The organism is Sphingobacteriales bacterium (assembly GCA_016711285.1).
Classification (GTDB): Bacteria; Bacteroidota; Bacteroidia; order Chitinophagales; family UBA2359; genus JADJTG01.
Genome location: JADJTG010000002.1, coordinates 343,852 through 359,285 on the forward strand (window position 1 = coordinate 343,852; position 15,434 = coordinate 359,285).

The window sequence follows — 15,434 nt, forward strand, 5'->3', positions numbered from 1 at the left end:
CAAAACTAAACACTGCCACTATTGGCTGTATTGTCGGTGCAACTCTACAATAGTCGGCAGCAGCAGCGTTGTTTCGTCATTTACCAACACCGCCTGAGCATGGGCGATTTTTTCGGCATCGCTGCTTTGGCGGGCAATGCGGGCTTCTACATCGGCTTGCGAAAGTGCAGGGTCGCGGCGCAGCACTCTGGCTATGCGCAAATCGAGCGGGGCTGTTATTACAATCAGTGCATCTAAATAGCGATAAGTGCCGCTTTCTACAAGCAAAGCCGCTTCCTTAAGAATATACGGCATTCGGAGTTTTCTTTGCATCGCTGCCCAAATTTCATAATCGCGCTGCACGGCGGGGTGTACACAACTGTTGAGCTGTCGGAGTGCCGCTGCATCTTTAAACACCATATTCGCTAAATAAGCACGCTGCAAATTTCCCTGTGCATCAAATACCGCCTCACCAAAATACTCCTTCAATTGTATTTTCAGCAGGGCATCGTGTTGCATCACATATTTTGCGCGGCTGTCGGCATCATACACCGGCACACGCCACTGTGCAAATACTTTAGTTATCCAGCTTTTACCGCTACCCATACCGCCGGTAATGCCTATTTGTTTCATATTGTTTTATTTTTTTAGGGATTTAAAATAAAAAACTGAGATTTGGACGGATAAATATTGACCTGTCGGGCAAAGGCGGGGTATTCGGTAACATTAAAATGCAAGACGCTGTCTTGGGGTTGTATGTTTGAAAAATCGGCTTCTACTTTAAATAAGGCTGCTGTTGTTTTGTTGTATTCCGACAAAGGCACTAAGCAAGAGAGCAAAGCAGTAGCCGGAAACAATGCCAATTCTCCTTTTTGTTTGTAATTTTTTACGCTAATGGGAAGGTCTAATTTTTTTTCGGTATATTCTTCTACTACTATTTCATAGTTCACAAGTTCCTGCTGCAATTGCAGGTTGCCTGCTAAGGGTTTTATCAAAGATACCTGCCCTGTTTGTGTAGAGCGCACATCTGCCAGCATTACCGTATCGGTGGCGATGCTTTGCAAGGTATCGAGCAATACTTTTATGCCGCTTACTTTCACCGAAGTTGGTGTAAATGAAGGGCGGTCGTAGCGCATACGATACTGTCCCCGAAATTGCACTTGGTATCTGAAATCAATGGGCAGTATTTTTGATATTTTTCTTTCTGCCGACAGCTCTATTTCGGGCGGCGATATGGCTATCACTTCCAAATTTTCCAAATAATCGGCTTGAGATGCCAACAACTCCTGCGCCGGAAATGCCGCACGCGATTTAAATTGTGCATAATCCCACACGAGCGTTTTGCCCCGCAATTTAAAGTAACTTCTCAGCAAATCGTAGCCGCTTCCTTTTACACGCACCTCCAATTGTTCGGGAAAAGTGCGGCTCAATATCAAGGTATCGGGAATATTGATTAAATCGGTATTGAGCGGAATATCTATAAAATAAGTATTTTCAGACAAACGATTGACCAACCATACATTAAAAGCCAAACAGAAAAATAAAAAATACGCCGCCTTATCGCTCACATACAGCAAGCCGCCAAGCGAAAAAATACGAGATAATATGTCTGATGGTTTAGCCAAAATCAGGAAAAGTAAGACAGTATGTCTATTAAAAAATTACAAATAAATATTATAATAAAGCATTAAAAATCAATTTTTTATAAACAGAAAATTACATTTTTCATTTAAAACAATCAATAACAACTTTGTGTTTAATACTCCAGCATTTCCTTGATTTTTTCGGCTACTTTCTCTGCCGAAGGAATCATCGTTGCCTCCAAAGTAGCATTCAGCGGAACGGCGGGTACTTCGGCAGCACCCAAAGTTTGAGGAGCTGCATCTAAGTACTCAAAACAAGTGGCGGCAATGCGCCCCGCCAAAGCCTGTGCAAAACTGTTGTTGCGGGCTTCTTCGGTGAGTAGCAGACATTTTCCGTGTCGGCGCACCGCCTCCAAAACAGCAACTTCGTCCAAAGGGCACAAAGTACGCAAATCCAGCACCTCCACCTGCCCTGCAAACTGCTCGGCAGCATTGAGTGCCCAATGTACGCCCATTCCGTAAGTAATCACCACCAAAGAATTGCCGCGGCGCACCTGCTCCGCATCGGCGTACAACACTGTATTGGCTTTGCCCAAAGGAATAATATAATCTTCGGCGGGTTCTATGGTTTTGGCGGCATCAGTGCCGCGTACTTTGCTCCAATACAAACCTTTATGCTCAAAAATAACGACCGGATTACCGTCATAAAAAGCTCCTTTGAGCAAGCCTTTCAAATCGGCTCCATTGCTCGGATAAGCAATTTTAATGCCGCGAATATTGGCAACAATACTCTACACTGCTCGAATGATAAGGACCGCCACTGCCATACGCACCTATCGGCACGCGGATAATGCACGACACCGGATATTTTCCGTTGCTCAAATAACAACTTCGCGCTACTTCGGTAAATAATTGATTGATACCCGGAAAAATATAATCGGCAAATTGCACTTCTACTATTGGCTTTAATCCCACCGCCGACATACCCACGGTGCTGCCTACGATAAATGCCTCCTGAATGGGCGTGTTGAATACCCGTTCATCGCCAAATTTTCAGCCAAAGTAGCTGCTTCGCGAAATACACCCAAGCGTCTGCCCACATCTTGCCCATACAAAAGACTTTCGGGGTGCTGTTGCAAAATTTCTTCAATGGCAAAAAGTGCGCAATCCACCATCACGGTAGGTTTTTTGTCGGCGGGGCTGCGCGTGCCGTTTTCTTGGATAATAGAGGTAGGAGCAAAAATATGATGTGTTAAAGTTTCGGGCTGCGGGTCGGGAGCTTGTTGAGCCGCCTCAAATTGTGCCAGTACACTCGTCCATACTTCTTGTTCTATTGTTTCGAGGTCGGCAGTTTTTATTTTATTTTTTTTCAATAAAGCCTTCATTTTTGGAAAAGGATCTTGCTGCTGCTGCTCTTCCAAATCGTGGCGATACCACTCTTTGCGCACCCCCGACGTGTGATGATTGAGCAAAGGCACACGCGCATGCAACAACATCGGAACTTGTTCGCGGCGAATGGTGGCGAGCATATCGGCTACGGTGCGATAACACAATTCAAAGTCAGTGCCGTCAATAGAGCGTGCTTCCAAACCTTTAAAACCAGCTGCATATTCGGCGGCGTTCATAGCGCGAATTTCGGGGGCATACGCCGAAATATCCCACTGATTATCCTGCACCAAATACAAAATTGGCAGTTTTTTGAGTACCGCCATTTGAAAAGCCTCCGCCACTTCGCCTTCGGTAACAGAAGCATCGCCCAAAGAGCAAACCACCAAGGGGGCTGCATCTATGTTTTTTTCCAATCCCTGCACACGCTTGTAGCGCAAGCCCATCGCCGCACCTGTCGCCGGAATTGCCTGCATACCCGTTGCCGATGACTGATGCGGAATTTGAGGTTTGTCGGTATCTCGGAGACTGGGGTGACAATAGTAAGTGCGCCCGCCCGAAAAGGGGTCGTCCTGTTTAGCAAAAATCTGAAGCATCAATTGTTGAGGACTACACCCCATAGCAAGCAAAAGCGCATCATCGCGGTAGTAGGGATATACATAATCGCTGGGTAGCAACTGCAAGCCCATCGCAATCTGGATAGCTTCGTGTCCGCGCGAAGTGGCGTGCACGTATTTTGATACCAATTTAAAATTATCTTCATACACTTGCGAGAGTGTTTTAGCAGTAGCCATCAGGCGAAACGCACGCAACAAAAGGTCTTTTGAAAGCATATATCAACAAATTGAATTGCAAAAATGCTAATTTTTTAGCTTAAAAGCTAATAAGCCGTGCAAAGATATTGTGCGGTGTGCTTGTTATTTTTAGTAGCTTTGCCGCTATCACAAAATTATTGAGCGGAATACCATTTAAATAGTTGTGAGTGATTAGTTTTTAGTTTTTAGTTAGCATAAATATATGATTATCAATTATTTATGTCATTTTATAAATACAAACTATTTTTGTACTACTACTTATTAAAAATTTTATTTGTAAAAAAATGCCCGCGCTCTCCGATATTGCTGTTGTTATTCTCAACTGGAACGGACAAAAATGGCTCGAAACTTTTTTGCCTTCCGTAGTAGCGCATAGCGGCGATGCCGCCATAGTAGTTGCCGACAATGCTTCTACTGATACTTCGGTGGTGTGGCTGCGTCAGTATTTTCCGCAAGTGCAATGTATATGCTTGGAAAACAACTACGGCTTCGCCGAAGGCTACAACCGTGCGCTACAACAAATTCAACAGCCTTATTATTTATTGCTCAACTCCGATGTGGAAGTAAGCCCCCATTATTTAGAGCCTTTTGCTCGAAATGCTCCACACGCAGCCGCATATAGCCGCCTGCCAACCCAAAGTGCTGGCACAACAAGCTCCCCAACACTTTGAATATGCCGGAGCAGCAGGCGGTTTTTGGATATATTGGCTTATCCTTTTTGTCGCGGGCGCATTTTTGAAGTATGCGAATACGACCGGCAGCAATATGATGATGCCGTTGAAATTTTTTGGGCAAGCGGTTGCGCTTTGTTCATTCGGAGCGAGTTGTATCATCGGTGGGGCGGTTTTGACGGCGATTTTTTTGCACACATGGAGGAAATAGACCTTTGCTGGCGGCTCAAAAATGCGGGTTACGGCATTGCGGTATGTCCGCAATCGGTGGTGTATCATGTGGGCGGCGGCACTTTGGCAGCGGCAAATCCTTTTAAAACATATCTCAATTTTCGGAACAACTGGGCGATGATGCTCAAGAATATGTCCGTCCGCCGTTTGTGGTGGGTGCTGCCTTTGCGCTTAAAATTGGATATGTTGGCGGCAATACAGCAATTGGTAAAAGGCAACGGAAAGGCGGCATTTGCTATTGTGAAAGCGGTGTGGCGGGCGGTGGGGTCGCTGCCGCAGCAGTGGCGCAAACGGCAGGAACTCCGCCACTTGCGCCGCCGCTACGCTTTGGCTGCACCCAACGAAAAGGGGTTGTATCGCCGTTCGGTGCTGTGGCAGTTTTTTGTGCGCAAGTGCCGTACTTTTGCGCAGTTGCCCGATATGCAGAGCTAAAAAAAAACGCCGCCCGAAGGTATGTTTTTCGGGCGGCGGGGGGCGGAATTATTTTTTATACCATTAAAGTATCTATTAGACATAGTCGTTCCACAGGCTCAATTCTCTTATTCAAAGTGGCTGATATTATCAATAATATTAGGAATAATATCACATTTAATATATACAAGATTGGTTTTTTCTACATACTGAGTCATTTAGATATTTATTGAAGTTGTTTAGAGTTTATTTTTTTGACCAATTTGCGGGTAATGGTTTTTAATTAACTGTTGGTGATTTGGCAATATTGTATCTGATGAAAAAGCCTGATAACAATGTCATTGAAAAAATCGCTTTTAGAAAAGACAATGTTTTTCGCGTGAGCCTACCAAAAGTCTGCCGAATGGTGTTGTTCCAACGCTCCATATGATTGGTTTGTCCAGTATCTTTACCTACGAGTTGATGTTGTCCTGTTTGTTCAAAAATAAAGTTGTAAGCAGCCCAAAAATCACTAAAACTTTGCTGGAAACGAAAACGCTCAGGTATGTTTTCCCAAAGTTTTTTACAACTTTCTAAACTATGGTCTCCAATGAAGTATGCAATGATTTTGCGAGTTTTACGGCTAATTACTGTCCATAACCACCTTTTTTGTGTTTTTTTTTTACAAAATGTTGTAATTCATCGTACTCCAAAATATCTCCTGTGGTGGGTACATCGTGCAGCGTTTCCTCTATGGTACGCTGCTCCTGTCCCGCTGCCATCAGCCAAGCTCTCAGCGTATTACGAGATATATGAAAAAACACGAGCAATGCCTCGCATACTCGGACGCTCTAAATAGGCTGACATAATCTCTTGTTTTCGCGATTCGCTACATTTTTCCTCTAATTCTAACGTACCGTATTTATTACAAGCTTTGCAATGAAATTTCTGCTTTTTGTTGTTTTGCAGTGTCCGTTTTTTCTTATATTTTGGGCTGCAATCACGGCAAGTTTTTATCTCTATTATCATATACTGTTTTTATTGCGCTAAGATAATTAATCAGTTGTTATAAAACCATTACCTATTAGGAATAATATCACATTTAATATATACAAGATTGGTTTTTTCTACATACTGAGTCATTTAGATATTTATTGAAGTTGTTTAGAGTTTATTTTTTTTGACCAATTTGCGAATAAAAATAGCAATAAAAGCAATTAGTGAAAGTGAAGTCCAATTTCGGGAGGAGGTTTCAAAACGGATTAAAAGGGCTTTAAAACTGTCCATCCAAGCGTTTGCGTGTTCAATAACCGACCTATTTTTATAAAGTTGTTCATCAAAGATGTGCGTTCCGTCTTGATAGGGTTCTTCGTTTTTGTTAGCACCGTTGCGCGGGTTGGGTTTGACATTGGCAAAGATGCCTTCTTGTTCGCAGGCTTTAGAAAAAGACAGACTGTCAAATCCGGGGTCTGCATTTAAAAACAGCCCTTCTAAAGAGATACCCGCCTCTTTTAACATAGCACATACTTCTTTAAAAAGGGCTTCTATTTGGTACAAGTCGTGATGTTGTCCTTCTTGCGGACTCGCCATTGCCAACATAATTCCCTGTTTATCTGACATATACAAGCTATTGCTTGTTTTGCAGGCTTTTCGTCCCTGATACCCCACCGCTTGTCCGCCTCGCTTTACGGGCGTATGGTTGCCATCAAATTCAACACTAGACATATCCAAAAATTGGCACTTAGATCGGAGCAAATTTACCCAAGCCTTGCGCCAACAACCCACTTTGACCAATTATTGAAATGTTGAAACACACTGTTCCAACTAAAATCAGCAACAGAAAAAAAGGATCCCATCGGTAATTCTCGCCACTGACAGCCTGTTTTTAAGCGATATAGAATAGCCATAACGATGTCTTCTATAGGAATCTTGATTTTGGACCCCGACTACCCAATATTAAATGCGGAACTATCCATTTTTTACAATATCTTTGCTTAGTACACTCATCTTTGTTGATTTTTTTATGATTTAGTAACCACAAAGATCTAACAGAATGAGTGTATTTTTTTTAAATTATGCCTTTTTTTCTGCTCTTATTCCCTGTTTTATGAAACTCTAAACAACTTCATTTGGTATTACAAACACTCAAAAGGCACACCTACATATTTACTCCCTCCACCCATCCGCATAGTTAGTCTATCTACTAATTTTACAAACCAAAGATTCCACCAAGTATAACCGTTTTTGCTCTTTCCACTATAATGAACATCTGGTTTACAAGATGATCTGGTACCCCAATAATAAGAACAAATAAAAATCATATCGCTCAGTATAATCGTCAAAATAACCGGGCAATTCATTTAAATTAACATTGTTGGTGATGTCTGTTTTGCGAAAAACAGAATTTCAATATTCTGATATCTATTCATGTCTTGTTCGCTTGGTTTGTTTGCACAGGCAAAACTATCTAAGACGACTTCTTGCTTATTAGTAAAATTACTGACTAAATAATAGCTGGTTTTAAATGGCAGCCTTCCCCTATCAATATAACTTTTATTATTGATAGAGTCGCGGTGAGTAAGGTGTTTAATTATAAGCGGTTCTATTATTAAAGGAGACGAAACCTCTGAACAACAACTCGCAAAAAAGGACACTGCAAATAATAGAAACCACCATAAGCAAATCTTTATAATGAGTATTTTTACCATTCTCCTTGTACTTGAGCTGTTACAATAACTTTTGTTTTAAATGGAACTTTTCCTAAGGTATGCTGTAGCCTCCACCACGCAGCAAAACTGTCATTATACCCTTGATAAACAAGCTTATCCCTTTCTATCTAAGCCAAAATGATCCACCACCTCAAAGCAAAGTTGCCTGCCATTGCGTATTGTCTATGCAATCGAACTGTCTAAATATACTTTGGTTTGCTCTGTATCGTTAAGTAAAATCTGTAGACCCTTAGCTCTATGATAATACCCATTAAATATGGGACGTTGTATATATAAAGGGTCTTCCTTTTAACGTTATCACAAATAAAAAATACATCACTCGTACTATTATCACAAGAACTTAGTTCATCAGCAAACCGCTCTGCTACCCTCTTAACGAATGTTTTCATTACATTACTTTCACTTACCCTTTGTGAAAATGTTAGGTTCACATACTCATTATTACTATTTGTGTTGGTTAAAAATAATCTATAAGATCATAACCTATTGTCTGCAAAGGTCCCATAGAAAAGATAGTAAATAAACTCTTCATTTCAGTCCCTAAATAAGCAGCATCTAAATCATTATTGCCAAAAGAGATGATACCAGTATCGTTGCCATTCAACCCTGACAATAAATCCTCTGTATTCCCCCTATTTACGGTCTCTGCAATTTGTTTGGCTTTAACACACACATCTTGTTGTCCTTGAATATTTAATATTGTTATGCCATTATCAATAACGGGTACTTCTATTGGAGTAATATTAGGATCAGGAAGAATAAAATTATCTACATCAGGAATAAGTTCTGGATTCAAAGTATACAAAGCTATTTTATCCATCAAGTTAATTTTTTCGCACGGATCCATATTTAAACCTATTATTTCAAAAAAAAGATTATAATTTGGAGTAGATGCGAACTCTATTATTTGTTCTGCACTCAACCCCAACCCATACTGCAAAAAAGCGCGTTGTACTTTCTGTTGGTCGTCAGGATTATCTTCATTTATTTGCCCCATAATACCGTTGAATACACAAATTGGGTCGGCGCAGGCACTTGCTACCGAAAGCAAACCGTTGCCGCTGCAACTAAATCCGCAATTGCTCAAAGCCACATTTATCATATACTCATAAGTATAAGTACTGCTCGCACTCGTAAAGCCCAATTTTTCCATATACAAATTCACCACATTCGGTTTTTGGTTTTCGCACATATTGCCTATTTCGTAGCGGCTCAGGGGTGTTTGAGGTTGTCGCCGGAAAAGTTGCTGCTCACGTTGAGTTTCAGCGTACCATCGCTCAACAGAAAGGCTGCGCCGCACTGCCGAGTTTGCTCCCTATCTGCGACATATTGTAGCTGCTTTTCAGCACCTCCTGCGCCACGCGATATACCACGCTGAGGTTTTTGTTGGGGCGGTACTGCTTTTTAGCTGCTTGATATAGCCGGAGGTGGTATTGGATAAGAGATAGCGGGTAGAGCCATCTGTTACCAAAAAATCTACGCCTGCATCGGGGCGGCTGTAGGGCTGTACAGTATATTGCTTGCCGCCGCCATTGATGATAAAAGGTTTGCCCACGCAATCGCGGCAACTATTGCTGGGGTCGTTGAAATAGCTGATGAGGTTGCCGCCGTTGTTGATTTCTAATTTCCAGCAAAATTCGGCTTCAAAGTTTTGATAGAGGGCGCAGTCGTTGTCGTCGCCATTGATTTTGCCGTTGTCAAATTGCGTAGTGGGTTCGGGTGACAACAGTTCGTCATTTTCGGGCTTTTGGCAGGCACCGAATAAGAACATCAATAAAAAACTCGCTACAATCGCAATGCGGGGGGCAGAGTGGTGTTGATTTTTTCATAAGAATACATAGTTTGGTTTAAAAATTAAAATTAAAAATAAGTTGTTGTTTAGACAAAGTGCGCGGGGGAGTGGTCACGGCTTTTTTGGGGAGTTGCTACAACAAAAAAACCGCCGCCCGAAGGTGTGTTTTTCAGGCGGCGGGGGGGAGTTCATATATTCTTTATCTTTTTACAAAAATAAAGTAATGTACCAAACCATAAAACATACCTCCCCAGTTTGCTAATGTTTCATACAACAACAATTCTTCAATAGTATTAGATAAGGATTTTCTTTCTAAACCCATAGAAAGCTGACAAGCTAAAAATATAGAATATATTATCAAAATTATAAATGGTATTTGTGGTAAAAAACCACCCCAAAATACAAATTGAATAAGTGTTTTTATTTTTTTTGAAAAGAAAAAAAAGATACTCAATACTATAATTTCTATAAGATAAACAAAGAGTGCCATCATTATAAAATATCCTGACCCCATCATAAAAAAGTGTTTTTTAATTTGGATATTCAATTTCCGCAAGGAGATTCAAACAAATCGGCGGGGTCATCATTACATCTTTCATACAAAAATTCGTTGTATTCGGGCAGGAGAGGTCGGCATTTTTGTATTTCATAAACATTGGAAACACTTCCTTGACGTTCCTCTACAATTTCTTTTATATGCCCCAATAAACACACCCATAACTGATCAGCATCATCAAAAGCATTAACAAAAGGTGTTGCATCAGCAAGAATATGCCACCAACCTGTCAATCTATCTACTCCTTGTGTGAAAAATGTATATGTTCCATCACCATTATCTCGCAAACCAAAACGCCTATTTCCACTTACGGGATGAAAACCATCTAAAGAATTTTGCCAAGCAGCTAATCCAGGAGCACCATAGGTAGCAAATACCCAACAACAACCATAAGCATAATCAGATGCTATAACCGAGCCATCATCTGCCATCTCTATTGTAAAAATAGTACCCAAGGGGTTATTAGATAACCATTTACTTTGTTCTTGAGTTTCATAACCTGCGTTGTACAAAAACTGCCCCCTTGTGGAGGTATAGAATTATAACAATCATTATTTTCGCCGATTACTTCAGGTGTACTCCAATTTTTTCGTATATATTCTAAAAACTCACTTGGAGTCATTGTGATACCATTATCGTTTTTGGGAGTTGTGTAATTTTAATGCCAAAAAAATCCAAATTTACAACTGGTACAATTCTTTTAATGCGAATCCCCACATCTTCTACAGGTACAATAGGTCCATAAGTTGCATTTTGTAAAGTTTGAATCCAACCATTTAACCAAGTATTTTGATTCATAGAATTTAATTTATCGCTTACTGCCGCTACATCTAATGGGTTAAATAAAGACAAACTTACCCAATCATCTGTATAAAGAGGATTACTTAAACAACTCTGTACTAATGCTGTCGGTTTTTTTTCTATCTCTTTCAAGACCATAGTAAGGCGACAAAATATTTCCTTAGAATTACAAGATTCGCTATTTAAACTAGCAATCAGATAGTCATATAATTCGCCAACGAAAATAGGATTATTGTTTAAAAAGGATCATTTTCAGCTATATTACCCAACCCATACTGCAAAAAAGCGCGTTGTACTTTCTGTTGGTCGGTGGTATTGTCCGCATTTATTTGCCCCATAATACCGTTGAATACACAAATTGGGTCGGCGCAGGCACTTGCTACCGAAAGCAAACCGTTGCCGCTGCAACTAAATCCGCAATTGCTCAAAGCCACATTTATCATATACTCATAAGTATAGGTACTGCTCGCACTCGTAAAGCCCAATTTTTCCATATACAAATTCACCACATTGCGTTTTTGGTTTTCGCACATATTGCCTATTTCGTAGCGGCTCAGGGTGTTTAGGTTGTCGCCGGAAAAGTTGCTGCTCACGTTGAGTTTCAGCGTACCATCGCTCAACAGAAAAGGCTGCGCCGCACTGCCGAGTTTGCTCCCTATCTGCGACATATTGTAGCTGCTTTTCAGCACCTCCTGCGCCACACGATATACCACACTCAGGTTTTTGTTGGGGCGGTACTACTTTTTACCTGCTTGATATAGCCGAGGTGGTATTGGATAAGAGATAGCGGGTAGAGCCATCTGTTACCAAAAATACGCCTGCATCGGGGCGGCTGTAGGGCTGCACGGTGTATTGCTTGCCGCCGCCATTGATGATAAAGGTTTGCCCACGCAATCGCGGCAACTATTGCTGGGGTCGTTGAAATAAGTGATGAGGTTGCCGCCGTTGTTGATTTCTAATTTCCAGCAAAATTCGGCTTCAAAGTTTTGATAGAGGGCGCAGTCGTTGTCGTCGCCATTGATTTTCCGTTGTCAAATTGCGTAGTGGGTTCGGGTGACAACAGTTCGTCATTTTCGGGCTTTTGGCAGGCACCGAATAACAACATCAATAAAAAACTCGCTAATAGCGCAATGCGGGGGGGCAGGGTGGTGTTAATTTTTTCATAATAATACATAGTTTGGTTTAAAATAAAAATAAGTTGCTGTTTAGACAAAGTGTGCGGAGAATGGTCACACTTAACTCCTGCTATTGTGATAGGCAAAAAACAAACGAAAATCTCTATTTTTAGTGCCGCGGCTGCTATTACAAAGGCAAGAAATAACTCAAAATGTGTTTTTTTAAATTTCCATGACATTTCATTTTAAGCAATATGCACTTATTCCCAACAAGATGGTGTAATTTCGTGTTGTAAACAGCACGGGGTGCTTTTACATTTTGTTTGTTTTTATTTTTTCTCAAAAAATTTTTCAACAATATGAAAAAAATATTCTTTGCCATCTTCGTTTGTGCCGCCTTTTTGTCGGCGCAGTGGGCAGCAGCCGTAGAAGTGGTGTATTCTTACAATGTTTTTTACAATCCCGAAGTGGGTTCGTATATAGAAATTTATATCAGCGTGCCGGCTAAAAGCCTCAATACCGCCGCCCAAACGGACGGCTCGCAAAAGGCAGCCGCCAACATTGCATTGTGGGTGGAGCAGGGCGAACAAATAAAAGCCTACGACAAATATATATTGTACAGCCCCAATTTTGCCGAAGCCGATAAGTCGCAATCAATTTGGTGGACATCAAACGCTACACCCTGCCCGCTGCGTTTATACGCTGCATTTGCAGGTAGGCGACGAAAACGGAACGGCTGCCGACAGCAGAACTTTTAAAAGCGACCTCATCGTTGAAGCGTATCCTGCCAATGCGGTGTCGGTGTCGGATGTTTTATTTTTGGAAGTGTATCAAAAAGAAACACCCGAGTCCAAAAAATCTTTTGTACGCAATGGCATAGAAATGGTGCCTTATGTATTTCCGTATTATCCCGACAGTTTTACGAAATTGAGTTTTTATGCCGAAATTTACAACAGCCACCAAGCCGCCAATGCGCAGGATTATGTGGTGACGTATCAGGTGGTACGCAAAGATTCCAGTTTGGCTATTAATAATATCGGCGGCTCAAAACGCCAAAAGCAGCACCTGTCAATGCGCTGTTGAGCGAGGTAAATGTTGCCGACCTCAGCTCTGACAATAACGAATTGCTGCTCGAAGTACGCAATGCCCAAAACGAAGTATTGTGCAGTCGCCGCGCCGCCTTTTACCGCAACCACACACACGAAAGCGTGAGTTTGGAGCAACTCAACGAACTCAACACGGCACATACTTTCGTGAGCAGCCTCAGCGATGAGCAGGTTACTTTTTATGTGCGCTCGCTGCGCCCCATTGCCCGCCCCGATGAGCGCGACATTATCATCAACCTCAAAAAAAACGGCGACATACAATATCAGCGCAATTTTTTGTATAATTTTTGGACACAACGCGATGCCTACAATCCCGAAACTGCTTTTTTACGCTACAAAAAAGAAGTAGATTATGTAGAAAGCAAATATGCCGGACCCATTTATAATGGTTTTGAAACCGACAGAGGCAGGGTATATTTACAATACGGTGCGCCCAATTCCGTTGATTTCGCTGATTTTGAACGCGATATAAAGCCTTACGAAATTTGGCAGTATTACCAAATAAAAAGCCAGAACAACGTAATTTTTGTGTTTAGTGATGATGATTTGATGCGCAACGACATGCGGCTTGTTCATTCCGATGCCAACGGCGAAGTCCGCGACCCCGAATGGAAAAGCCGTCTGCTCAAATACAACCGCAACAACAGTGGTGCTATTGACCCCTGATAATAAAAAACGGTTTTTTTATTTTTTATGAACCGCTGCCATTGCTGCGATACGCTGCTCCAACCAATATATCCAATCGTAGTAGTAGAGTGCTTTTTCAAAAAAAGGATTTTTCTCCAAAATTTTCAAGGCTTTGAGCAGTTGCTCGTCTGCTTTGCGGAGTTTATCGCTGCTGAGGCTTGCGTGAAGGTATTTTTTGATATAGCGCAAAAAGGTGCGCTCCAATTCGTAGAGTTGCGCCTGCTTGCGCAAACCCTCGTAGGTATTGCGCAGCAAAGAGTCCAAGAGCAATTCATTACCTAATTGTAAATGCAACAACAACTGTAGCATGCGCGTACTCACATTCAAATCTTCGCGGTATCCTTTGGCATTCATTTCCAAAATATCAGATACTTCATCTAAGGCTTCGTTGTAGCGTTGGTTGATAAACAATACATTGGCAAACATCACCTTAAAACGCAATTTCCATTCAAAGCCCACCTTGCGCCATCGCGCTCCAAGCCGCTTTGTGTAGTATGGAGCAAATCAAGGGCTTTTGTGTAGTGGTGGGTTTGGGTGAGCAGCACAAAACTATGTATATGATAAATCAAAAATTGGCGTAATTGCAAATCTTTATTGTGGTTCGATTCTATTTTTTGTAAGGTTTCCAAGCACTCCTCCATCGCTTGATAAGCTCCCAGAAAAGGACTGCATAACAAAAAAGAATTGATAACACCCAAATATAAATACAAATCTTCGGTGATAAAATGCGGCTGTTGCTGCCATAGCTGCAATGCTTGATGACTGGCTTGAAAAGACGACTGATAGTCGCCCATCAAAAAATAATAAACGCCGTTGAAAGAAAGCAAATGAATGCGTGCATAAAAAGAGAAACGTTCAGAGTTTTCTTCTTCAAAAACAGCCATTTGTAATTTGAGGCGGTACAAATATTCCTGTTCCTGCTCATTGCGTACCTGCAATGATTTTTTGGAAAAAGTAAAAATCTGCATTTTCAATAAAAAAAGTTGCTCCTGTATCGCCTGTTGCTGCAAGCAATATTGCCTTTTATCGTGCAGTTCCTGTATGGTTTCATTTAATCCCTCTACGCTGTAATTAATGTGGAGAGAGGTTTCCAACTCATATACCTGATACAATATCAAAAATCGCTCGTAGCGTTGTGCCAGTGCCGCCGTTTTACGCAGCCAATTCAGGCATTGTTGTACCAACCCGCGATGATACAACATTCTGCACTGATTGAGCAGATGACTCAGGCGCAGGTCTATGTATTTGTGGCTGTTGCTCTGCTCTAAAGATTTGAGTAGGTTTTTGTAGAGATATTGCTGTATAAGAGGAAAATTTTTTTTCCATGCTGCTTTTTTTGATTTTTGAAGCACCTTGGCGGCAGCCTCAAAATTTTGCTGCCGCTCCAAAACGTCAAATAAAGCGAGATAGTTGTTTTTTTCGCCGCCTGTCTGCAAAGAAGCGTGTAAAGAAAAATGTCGTTTTTCGTTCTGTGTTAAAGAATGAATAAGTCGGTAAAGTTCATTTGAAATTTTCAATTTATTAATTATATTTTAGTAATAATCAACACTTTACAATATAAAATATATTACTTAAAATATCAAAATTAAATAT

Annotated in this window: 17 protein-coding genes and 3 pseudogenes; 4 read left to right on the forward strand and 16 right to left on the reverse strand. The window is 41.3% G+C overall.

Going from position 1 to position 15,434, the window contains the following annotated elements; all coding sequences use genetic code 11:
• Nucleotides 1–18 precede the first annotated feature (18 nt).
• From IPL35_01690 to IPL35_01700, 3 genes and pseudogenes are all read right to left on the reverse strand, one after another.
• The gene (locus IPL35_01690) at nt 19–612 is read right to left on the reverse strand and encodes a dephospho-CoA kinase (protein ID MBK8442184.1); all 594 of its coding nucleotides are present in this window, start codon (nt 610–612) and stop codon (nt 19–21) included.
• Between the two features lie 14 nt (nt 613–626).
• Nucleotides 627–1,604 (reverse strand): hypothetical protein, encoded by a 978-nt coding sequence (locus tag IPL35_01695; GenBank protein MBK8442185.1) that lies wholly within the window; start codon nt 1,602–1,604, stop codon nt 627–629.
• A gap of 131 nt (nt 1,605–1,735) precedes the next feature.
• Nucleotides 1,736–3,781 (reverse strand): annotated as a pseudogene (locus IPL35_01700) (tungsten formylmethanofuran dehydrogenase).
• 266 nt (nt 3,782–4,047) lie between these two features.
• Between IPL35_01700 and IPL35_01705 the strand changes: the two are divergent.
• Nucleotides 4,048–5,097, forward strand: a pseudogene (locus tag IPL35_01705) (glycosyltransferase family 2 protein).
• 258 nt (nt 5,098–5,355) lie between these two features.
• Here the strand turns inward: IPL35_01705 and IPL35_01710 are convergent.
• The 11 genes and pseudogenes from IPL35_01710 to IPL35_01760 form a co-directional block, all read right to left on the reverse strand.
• Nucleotides 5,356–5,754, reverse strand: coding sequence for an IS1 family transposase (locus IPL35_01710; protein MBK8442186.1), 399 nt, complete (start codon nt 5,752–5,754; stop codon nt 5,356–5,358).
• Complete coding sequence (locus IPL35_01715; protein MBK8442187.1) at nt 5,703–5,879, reverse strand: hypothetical protein; 177 nt, start codon at nt 5,877–5,879, stop codon at nt 5,703–5,705. The genes IPL35_01710 and IPL35_01715 overlap by 52 nt, the downstream gene beginning before the upstream one ends.
• Nucleotides 5,880–6,219: 340 nt before the next feature.
• Nucleotides 6,220–7,072 (reverse strand): annotated as a pseudogene (locus IPL35_01720) (transposase).
• A gap of 1,169 nt (nt 7,073–8,241) precedes the next feature.
• The gene (locus IPL35_01725) at nt 8,242–9,084 is read right to left on the reverse strand and encodes a hypothetical protein (GenBank protein MBK8442188.1); all 843 of its coding nucleotides are present in this window, start codon (nt 9,082–9,084) and stop codon (nt 8,242–8,244) included.
• Nucleotides 9,085–9,126: 42 nt separating this feature from the next.
• Nucleotides 9,127–9,555, reverse strand: a complete 429-nt coding sequence (locus tag IPL35_01730) for a hypothetical protein (GenBank protein MBK8442189.1) — start codon at nt 9,553–9,555, stop codon at nt 9,127–9,129.
• Between the two features lie 220 nt (nt 9,556–9,775).
• Nucleotides 9,776–10,093: a hypothetical protein gene (locus tag IPL35_01735; protein ID MBK8442190.1), complete on the reverse strand. Its 318-nt coding sequence runs from the start codon at nt 10,091–10,093 to the stop codon at nt 9,776–9,778.
• Nucleotides 10,094–10,119: 26 nt separating this feature from the next.
• The gene (locus tag IPL35_01740) at nt 10,120–10,644 is read right to left on the reverse strand and encodes a hypothetical protein (GenBank protein ID MBK8442191.1); all 525 of its coding nucleotides are present in this window, start codon (nt 10,642–10,644) and stop codon (nt 10,120–10,122) included.
• Nucleotides 10,645–10,750: 106 nt separating this feature from the next.
• Entirely contained in the window at nt 10,751–11,071 is a 321-nt protein-coding gene (locus tag IPL35_01745; GenBank protein ID MBK8442192.1) for a hypothetical protein, read from the reverse strand.
• A 98-nt stretch (nt 11,072–11,169) separates the two neighbouring features.
• The gene (locus tag IPL35_01750; protein ID MBK8442193.1) at nt 11,170–11,646 is read right to left on the reverse strand and encodes a hypothetical protein; all 477 of its coding nucleotides are present in this window, start codon (nt 11,644–11,646) and stop codon (nt 11,170–11,172) included.
• Nucleotides 11,647–11,677: 31 nt separating this feature from the next.
• Complete coding sequence (locus IPL35_01755; protein ID MBK8442194.1) at nt 11,678–11,836, reverse strand: hypothetical protein; 159 nt, start codon at nt 11,834–11,836, stop codon at nt 11,678–11,680.
• Nucleotides 11,837–11,888: 52 nt separating this feature from the next.
• Nucleotides 11,889–12,107, reverse strand: coding sequence for a hypothetical protein (locus tag IPL35_01760; GenBank protein ID MBK8442195.1), 219 nt, complete (start codon nt 12,105–12,107; stop codon nt 11,889–11,891).
• A 300-nt stretch (nt 12,108–12,407) separates the two neighbouring features.
• Between IPL35_01760 and IPL35_01765 the strand changes: the two genes are divergently transcribed.
• Genes IPL35_01765 through IPL35_01775 form a run of 3 tightly spaced genes read left to right on the forward strand, consistent with a single transcriptional unit; the run spans nt 12,408 to nt 13,820 of the window.
• The gene (locus tag IPL35_01765; GenBank protein ID MBK8442196.1) at nt 12,408–12,806 is read left to right on the forward strand and encodes a hypothetical protein; all 399 of its coding nucleotides are present in this window, start codon (nt 12,408–12,410) and stop codon (nt 12,804–12,806) included.
• On the forward strand, nt 12,757–13,131 hold the full coding sequence (locus IPL35_01770; GenBank protein ID MBK8442197.1) for a hypothetical protein: 375 nt from the start codon (nt 12,757–12,759) through the stop codon (nt 13,129–13,131). The genes IPL35_01765 and IPL35_01770 overlap by 50 nt, the downstream gene beginning before the upstream one ends.
• Nucleotides 13,128–13,820: a GWxTD domain-containing protein gene (locus tag IPL35_01775; protein MBK8442198.1), complete on the forward strand. Its 693-nt coding sequence runs from the start codon at nt 13,128–13,130 to the stop codon at nt 13,818–13,820. Before IPL35_01770 ends, IPL35_01775 begins: the two co-directional genes overlap by 4 nt.
• An 18-nt stretch (nt 13,821–13,838) precedes the next feature.
• On the opposite strand, the gene IPL35_01780 is transcribed toward IPL35_01775, so the two are convergent.
• A complete protein-coding gene (locus tag IPL35_01780; GenBank protein ID MBK8442199.1) occupies nt 13,839–14,270 on the reverse strand; it encodes a hypothetical protein in 432 nt (143 codons plus the stop codon).
• Nucleotides 14,267–15,358 (reverse strand): hypothetical protein, encoded by a 1,092-nt coding sequence (locus IPL35_01785; protein MBK8442200.1) that lies wholly within the window; start codon nt 15,356–15,358, stop codon nt 14,267–14,269. Before IPL35_01785 ends, IPL35_01780 begins: the two co-directional genes overlap by 4 nt.
• Nucleotides 15,359–15,434 lie beyond the last annotated feature (76 nt).